The sequence below is a fragment of the Calditrichota bacterium genome, from assembly GCA_013152715.1.
Classification (GTDB): domain Bacteria; phylum Zhuqueibacterota; class Zhuqueibacteria; order Thermofontimicrobiales; family Thermofontimicrobiaceae; genus 4484-87.
In genome coordinates this window covers 21,757-29,289 of record JAADFU010000119.1, presented here as the reverse complement: position 1 = coordinate 29,289, position 7,533 = coordinate 21,757, and the positions used below count along the sequence as shown (strand labels likewise).

6 protein-coding genes are annotated in these 7,533 nt (G+C 43.5%); all 6 read right to left on the bottom strand.

All coding sequences use genetic code 11. The features are described 5' to 3' along the window. Positions 1-486 precede the first annotated feature (486 nt). Complete coding sequence (locus tag GXO74_09665) at positions 487-687, bottom strand: DUF2892 domain-containing protein (protein NOZ61934.1); 201 nt, start codon at positions 685-687, stop codon at positions 487-489. A gap of 39 nt (positions 688-726) precedes the next feature. Further along, positions 727-870: a YHS domain-containing protein gene (locus GXO74_09660; protein ID NOZ61933.1), complete on the bottom strand. Its 144-nt coding sequence runs from the start codon at positions 868-870 to the stop codon at positions 727-729. A 49-nt stretch (positions 871-919) separates the two neighbouring features. After that, positions 920-1,162 carry an SHOCT domain-containing protein gene (locus GXO74_09655; GenBank protein ID NOZ61932.1) on the bottom strand — a complete coding sequence of 81 codons (243 nt, stop codon included), beginning with the start codon at positions 1,160-1,162 and terminating at the stop codon, positions 920-922. Positions 1,163-1,605: 443 nt separating this feature from the next. Next, positions 1,606-3,117 (bottom strand): multicopper oxidase family protein, encoded by a 1,512-nt coding sequence (locus GXO74_09650; GenBank protein ID NOZ61931.1) that lies wholly within the window; start codon positions 3,115-3,117, stop codon positions 1,606-1,608. A 74-nt stretch (positions 3,118-3,191) separates the two neighbouring features. Next, a complete protein-coding gene (locus GXO74_09645) occupies positions 3,192-5,669 on the bottom strand; it encodes a hypothetical protein (GenBank protein NOZ61930.1) in 2,478 nt (825 codons plus the stop codon). Positions 5,670-5,908: 239 nt separating this feature from the next. Continuing rightward, complete coding sequence (locus tag GXO74_09640) at positions 5,909-7,522, bottom strand: CehA/McbA family metallohydrolase (protein NOZ61929.1); 1,614 nt, start codon at positions 7,520-7,522, stop codon at positions 5,909-5,911. Between the last annotated feature and the right edge of the window lie 11 nt (positions 7,523-7,533).

The following is a 7,533-nucleotide window of genomic DNA, read 5'->3' as shown; positions in this document are numbered from 1 at the left end:
ACTCGTGTGAATCCATGACTTCAAAAAATTGCGGACAATACAATTGAAATGCCTATCAATATTTTAAGCACACAGAATTAATAAATCAGGTGGAAGAAAATACAAAATCCCTTTCTTTCAAAGGTTCGAAATCTTATTTGCACTCTTCAAATAATTTTTTTTGATAAATTTTCCGACTTTTGCATTTTCTACTTATTCAGCAACGGTTGGAATTTTTTGTATCGGTAATTGCCAGACTGGTTCAATGCTCCAGTTTCCTCCAGTTTCATTATTCGGTCAAAATGAAGGAATTCAGAGGTATTAGCATAAAACCATTATTCTCTAAAATATATTAATTTTTTCGCTCTTTTGCAACACTTTTCTCTAAAATTGAAATAATTTTTCATTTTTTTGTCACATTAAGCATCAATATGCACTACCGAACTTTTGCCAACTCATTTTCGAGTGACCTGAATTTCTATCCCATTGCCTTGGCGTCACCCATTTTTAACTATTTTCCGATTTTTCTTTTTTCGTTGAAATTCCCAATAAAGTGTATAGTGGACAGATGCCGATAATGCCATTTAATAGCGGCAGCAATCCGAGCCAGCCAAAAGCAGATTTAGGTCCCCAGAAAACAAGGGAAATGATAAATAGTCCGGCGACAATTCGAATAGTTCGGTCTAAACGACCTTCATTTACTTTCATTCTGTTCCTCAATTATATATTATGATTTTCAAAAACTTTTCATTTTTGATATTTTTTCGGTTCGTGCTCAAATTCCTGTTTACAGGATTTACTGCAAAAATAGTAAGTTTTCCCCTGATAGGTACTCACCGCAAGTGGCGATTTTTCATCGACCAGCATTCCGCAAACCGGGTCTTTTGGCATTTTGCTCACCTCCTTCAATTTAATAAGTGCGTAAATTGAATCAAACCGCTCAATTTTTCAAATTTCGTAATCTTTCTTCAAACTCCTGTTTGTCAATTTCACCGCTGGCGTAGCGCGCCTTAAGAATGTCAATCGCCGAGCTTCCGTTTGCGGGTCCGACCATCGAAGTCCGATTTTGTCCGAGAAAATTGCGCAGGCTCCAAAAGATAATTCCCAAAAGCGCCAACCAAAACAGGGCTTGAAAAACCATTCCGCCCCAACCCCAGTTCATTCCGCAAAATTCATGTGTCATGATTTGCCTCCTGATTCGTTTATTTATATTACTGTTTGCCCTGTTTTAAGACAAAAGTTGTACCAGGAAAGCGAGGCACAGGATAACTGTTGTAATAACAATAAATTATCAAGTGGTTTGCTGAAATTTTCAATGCACTTGAGATCAGTTAATTGTAGATTATTCTACAAATGTTGAATATTGTTAATGAATGTTAAGGAAGATTCGCAGAAAGATGTACTCCACGTCGCCGGTGGAGTACATCTTGGGGAAACAGTCAAAAGGGTCAAATCTTACACATTGCTCTTTACAGAAAATAAGGCTAGCATGTCAGGATAAAAATTGTTGTTTTGTCCATTGCTAACGGATTAAGATCAAAAAACATTCCATTTAAAACAGAGAAATGGAAAATTTAAAATAATACAGAAATGAGAGTCTGAGCTCGAATCAATTTTTCCGCTATCCTATCCATTCCGCACCACATTCGCCATTCCACCAACTAAATGATAAAGATTGTGACAATGATGGAACCAGTCGCCGGGATTGTCAGCCACAAATTCGATGGCCGCGCGTCCCCTGTGAGCGGCCACGATTACCGTATCTTTCTTTATTCGATGGCCGCTGCGGCTCCCGGAACCAACAACTTCGAAAAAATGCCCGTGCAAATGCATCGGGTGCGCCATCATGCTGTGGTTGGAATATTCGAAACGAACTCGCTCGCCGGGCTTAATCTTGATGTCATCCGTATCAGGAAAAACTTTGCCATTAATCGTCCAGTAAGGCGAGCCCATCATGCCGCCAGAGAGTGTCATGCGAATTTTACGATCAATTTGACCGCCAACTTCTGGGATTTCTGTTTCGGGAATGCCGGCAAGCATGTCATAGCTGTTCACATGAAACCTTCTCTCCATTGAATCGCCGCTGTAAGATTTGGAAACAATTCCATCGTACAAAAAAGTTGCCAGTTCCCAGCCGCCAACAGGAGTACCATCTTTAAGATTGTACAATACCCAGCGTCCCGGATTGTCCGCAATAAATTCCACATCGTAACGTTCGCCCATACCGATTTGCAAAGCGTCAACTTCGTGGGACTCAACAGGTCGGCCGTCAGCGTGGGTGATGGTGAGCGAATGACCTGCCAGACGCAGCGTATAAATCGTCGCAGAAGAGACATTCATAATTCGTAATCGCACCCGATCGCCTTTTTTTAAACGAAAGGGTTTCCCGGCGGAGAAGACTTTTCCGTTTACAGCATAAGCATTATAGTCGGGTTCCAGCAAAGGTTCGTTTCCTCTTTTCCGCCTTCCCCGCCCCATCATTCTGCCCATTCCCATTGTGCCGCCGCGGGTTCTTCCTGCGCGAGCTGCCGCAGGACCGCCGCCATCTACAGTAACCCAATCTTCCAAAATCAGGGTGTATTCCTGATCATAGCTTCTTTCTTCTTTTTTAGGTTCAATAATTAAGCCGCCATACAATCCCTGATCCAATTGGTAGCTTTCATGAGAATGGTAAATGTAAGAGCCTGCTGGCAAAGCGGGAAATTCATAGACAAATGTCTCACCCGACTTTATGGGTTTCTGGGTTATTCCAGGCACACCGTCCATCGCATTGGGCACAGGAATACCGTGCCAGTGAATTGTTGTATTTTCGGACAATTTATTCTCGACAACAATGCGCACATTATCCCCTTCGGTGACGCGAATGATAGGGCCGGGTAACTGACCGTTGTAAGTAAAAGCTTTGAAAATTTTTCCATTGCCAAGATCGACATCCGTAACTTCAGCGGTTAATTTAAATTCACGCAGAGGGCCGTTAGCAACGCGAGGGCGAAATGCCGTCAGGGTACCTCCTGCGGCGCCAGCAGCAAACTCTTTCTTATCGGACTTGCCTTTGTTGCACGCAGAAAAAAACAATCCGCTGCTACTGGCAACCGTCAGTCCGATAGCCGTTTTTTTAATGAAATCTCTCCTTTTCATTAGATTTGATCCTTTTTACTGATTTTCCTTCAATTTTAATTAAATCGACTGAAAATTATTCCTCAAAACTACTGCTAACCCTTATCTTTTTCTGCTGCCTTCTCCTGCAATCTTTTCAGCGTTCGCTCCATTGTTTTCTTGAGTCGTGGATTCTGCTCTTTTTCAATCGCTTTTTTCAACGGTTCGATTGCCGCCGGATCGCCAATTTTTCTGAGAGCAGAACAGGTTTGAATTTTAATCCAGCGGCTGGAATCGTTCAAATTCCCAATGAGATACGCCAATACCTTGGGATTTTTTGGCGCCAGTTTCGCCACGGCTCTAGTGACAGCGCTGCGGAGTCCTGTCGGATATTGAGCACCGCCAAATGCGAGAATAGTGTCCGCCAGTGCGGGCAATTTAAATCTGGCGAGCGCATTCACCGCCGCAGCGCGAATATTTTCATTGAAGGAATCGATATTCAAAGCCTGCTTCAGCAGTGAAACAGCTTTGGCGGAATCAAGTTTTGAAATTGTTTTCAACGCGGCAGAGATGACTGAGTAGCTTGAATCTGACTCAATTTTATTTTGAAGAATAGAAACCAAAGATGAATCTTCATAGTTGGCAAAACCGCTGATTGCCGCAGCCCGGACGCGGCTCTTGGGGTCTTTCGCCACTTTCTTCAAAATCGCCTCAGCCCAATCCGGATGGACATCAGCCAAAAAATTGACCGCCTGCCGGCGCACCACCCAAAATGAATCGGACAAACTTTTCTCAGCAATCGCCTTTTGCACTTCAACATCATCTTTAAAATTTTCACTCAATTGATCCAGCGCATCAAGCCGATCAACCGCGTGACTCGCATGAGCCAATTGAAGCAGCAATTCTTTTTTGCTTTTCTTAAATTCAATTCCTTTCAAAATATGATTCCCCGGATCAAAAAGCACCAGATCGGGGTTGCTGGCACATTTCAAATAAATTGTCGTATCAGCCGTGGAAATATCAACCGTCGCGACTCGATGCTTCTCACCGGCGAACATTTCTATTTTCACAGGCATGCGAAACACGGTCGTCAATTTTTCGCCGACTTGCTGCTGCGTCACATGAAGGGCAACCGACTGCAGCGAATCGACCCAGGTTTTTTCCACGTGGTATTTGGGGTAACCGGCGGAATACACCCATTCATCAAAAAACCAGTAGAGATTTTTACCCGTCGCTTCTTCAAAGGCTTTTTTCAAATCCGACGCTTCCACCAGCTTGAGCGCGTTCGTCCTGCCGTAGTAGTTGATGCCTTTCCAGAAAAGCTCATCGCCCAGCACATAGCGCAGCATGTGCAAAACGCAGGCGCCTTTTTGATAGGCATGGCGGTCGAACATATTCATCGGATTTTTATATTTGTACCACGCCAGCGTGCGACGATAGCGAGTGGAATCTTCGCTCATGTAAATTTGCCCGGCTCGCTGCATCGTATAATCAAATGCGTCTTCCCCGCGGGAATACTCGGTCCAGAGAGAAGCAAAATAAGTGGCGAAACCCTCGTTCAGCCAGGAATTTGTCCAGTCGCGACAGGTGAGCAAATCTCCCCACCACTGATGCGCCAACTCGTGAGCGATTAAGCCTTCTGCTGTCCCGTCGATATTACTTCTGGCATCCCTGATGGTACTGGAAGTGAGCGTCGTTGCTGTGATATTTTCCATGCCGCCATACTTAAAATTGTCAACTACCGTTTGCGCATATTTGGAATACGGATATTCAATGCCGATTTTATTTGAGAAAAAACCAATAATTTGTGGCGTCTTGCTGAAAGTCGCCATAGCGTTTTGCCGCTGATCAGGATGGACATAATACTGCACCGCAACATTTTTGTAATGATCTTCCACTTTGAGATAATTCCCCACGATAATTGAAATCAAATAAGAAGCATGAGGAATGTCCATTTTCCAGTGAAAAGTTTTGGTAGAATCTTTTTTGTTGGTAGTGACATCCACCAGTCTGCCGTTTGAAATGACAATATTGGGGATTTTCGTCGTGGCAAAAACTTCACTGGTTGCCCGATCGTTGGGGAAATCCCAGCACGGAAACCAGAAATGATTCTCTTCTTCTTCCCCCTGGGAATAAATTTCAAAATGTTCTTTGCCGTCAGCCTGTTGATTAATAAAATACAATCCATTTTCAGGATTCGTCGCTTGATAAATTATGGAAATTGAAATTGTGTCTGCTGGCGCATACTTTTTGTCGAGATAAATGGCTAATTTTTCCGGATATTTTTGGAAAGATAATTTTTTCTTTGACAGTAATTGCACGGATTTAATCTCCATCTTCGCCGCATCCAGAACAATTGAATCAAGGCCGCTTTGAAACGGTGAGAAAACGATGATTTCCCTGCCAAAGACGGTTTCAGCCGAAGCGTCAAATGAAAGATGCAAAGTGTAGTGAATAACATCAAAATCCCTGTCAGGAGCATGATGCTCGGGGCCCTCGAGAGTGACAATGTCCGAAGAGTACCCAGAAACTGCCAGGACAAAAAAAGAAAAAACGAGAACAAAAGGAAAAATTGATGATTTTGAGAATCTCATAGCTATCTCCAAAATTTTAAAGAATGATGGAAAATATTATGAATTAAAGATACAAATTTCGACTATTAGATTCAATAATTTTTTATTTTTTTATTGTCATCTGACTGCAACCTCTGAATGAACTTGGGCGCTTGTTCAAAACACATTTTTATTCAAAGCGCTTCCCAAAAAATATTTTTTTCCTAACTAATTAAACCTTGGAGCCTTGGCGGCTTCGAGGCTGAATAGTTACAATACTTTCATTTTCCAACAGTGTAAATCGGACTTGTCAAGCAGCGAAAAATTTGTTTCCTCTCATCTTTTGTCGTAACTTCTGCGCGGAAAAAACCTGCGCTCGGTGGATGTGCAAATTGAATTGAAGTCTCAAACTCATACTTCAAATTTTCGGGAGCAAAGTTAAAAACGTCAATTTGACGTTTCTGATTGAGATCGCCGAAAATAATTTTCATTTCCACAAAACTGCCAAATTCCGCCGATGAAATTGCGCGGAAAAAAACTGATAATTTACCGCCCCTAATCTCATCGCCAATTTCCGCCCGCTCCCCCGACTCATTTTCCACGACAAGCTCGGCAACGGGGCCGTTAGTGACAATTGTCTTTCCCTGCCGGATGGCTTGCAGCAAATTTTTGGTATTGAAACCATCGCGAGCAAGAACGCCGCTGCGCATGAGCCCAAAAATCTGCTCGTTTGTCTCGCGAAAAGTCCAGAACGGAAAGCCGATTTGTCGGAAACGATTAAAATTCCCGTGGGCGTCATTGCCAGCGAGCAGAGCGATTCTTTTACCCGAAAGAAGCAATTCCTCCCACGTTTCGCTTCCGGCAAAAAATGAGCGATCGCGTTCGCCGTTCCAGATTTGATAGCCGTTCAGTCGGGGATGCTGAAAATCTTCGACCGCCCAGTCTCCGCGACGCAAAAGCAGCCGCTGCAGAAGCGGGAATGCTATTTCCGGATGAGCGGCGATGGCCAGCGCTTCCGGCGACAATTGTTCCAAAATCTGCGTCAGCGAGAGATCAGGTTTAGTGCGCAGCCACTTTTCCGCGCCGTCGCCTTTTCCCGGGAAAAATTTCTCGCTGTTGATGACCAAAAAATGAACATTACGATTTTTCCGATTACCGACGGAAACTTCCTCACCCGTTAGAACGATGATGCCGGAATTTTTCTTGTTTAGCTCTTCGATCTCTTTTTTCATGGCGTGCCATTTGGGAAGCGCCGCATCATTGACCAGCCAATTATCCCGTTGGTCATCCAAATCGTAAGAGTGATCGGTCACAGCGAAAAAGTCCAATCCGAGCGCCTGTGCCATGTGAATAGCTGTTTCCACCGGCGCGCCAAATTCGACCATGTCCTCAGTGAAATAACTGTGCCAGTGAACATCTCCGAAATACAAGTCTTGGAAACGAGGCACTGGTTCATCGGAAACAAAAACGCGCAAAGGCAAATGCGAGGAAATCCGGTAATTATCGTTCCGATAACGGCGAGGTTTTCCTGCCATACGAATTTCAATGCCCACGTCCAGTTTGACGTCGCCGCGAAAACTCTCCGGCAGGTCCACAAAAAATATTCGATGCCAAAATTTTTCATCAATTTTTATTTTAGAAATTTTAATCTCAAAAAGCCTCGTCTCTCCCCTATTTCCTATTTCAATCTGAATTTTTTCCAGTTCAATGGGATAACGATGAGCGTCTTTGACAAAAATCAAAACAGGAATCGGTTTTCCCGCGTCAATGCGAAACGGCGCATCCGCAACAATTTCCGGCTCTTTTTTGAACAAACGACTGAAAATTCCTTTGAATTTGTAGTGAGTCTCGGCGTAAAGAAAAATCGGCAGAATCCACTCTGTGGGAAAGTGCATGAAAAAATATC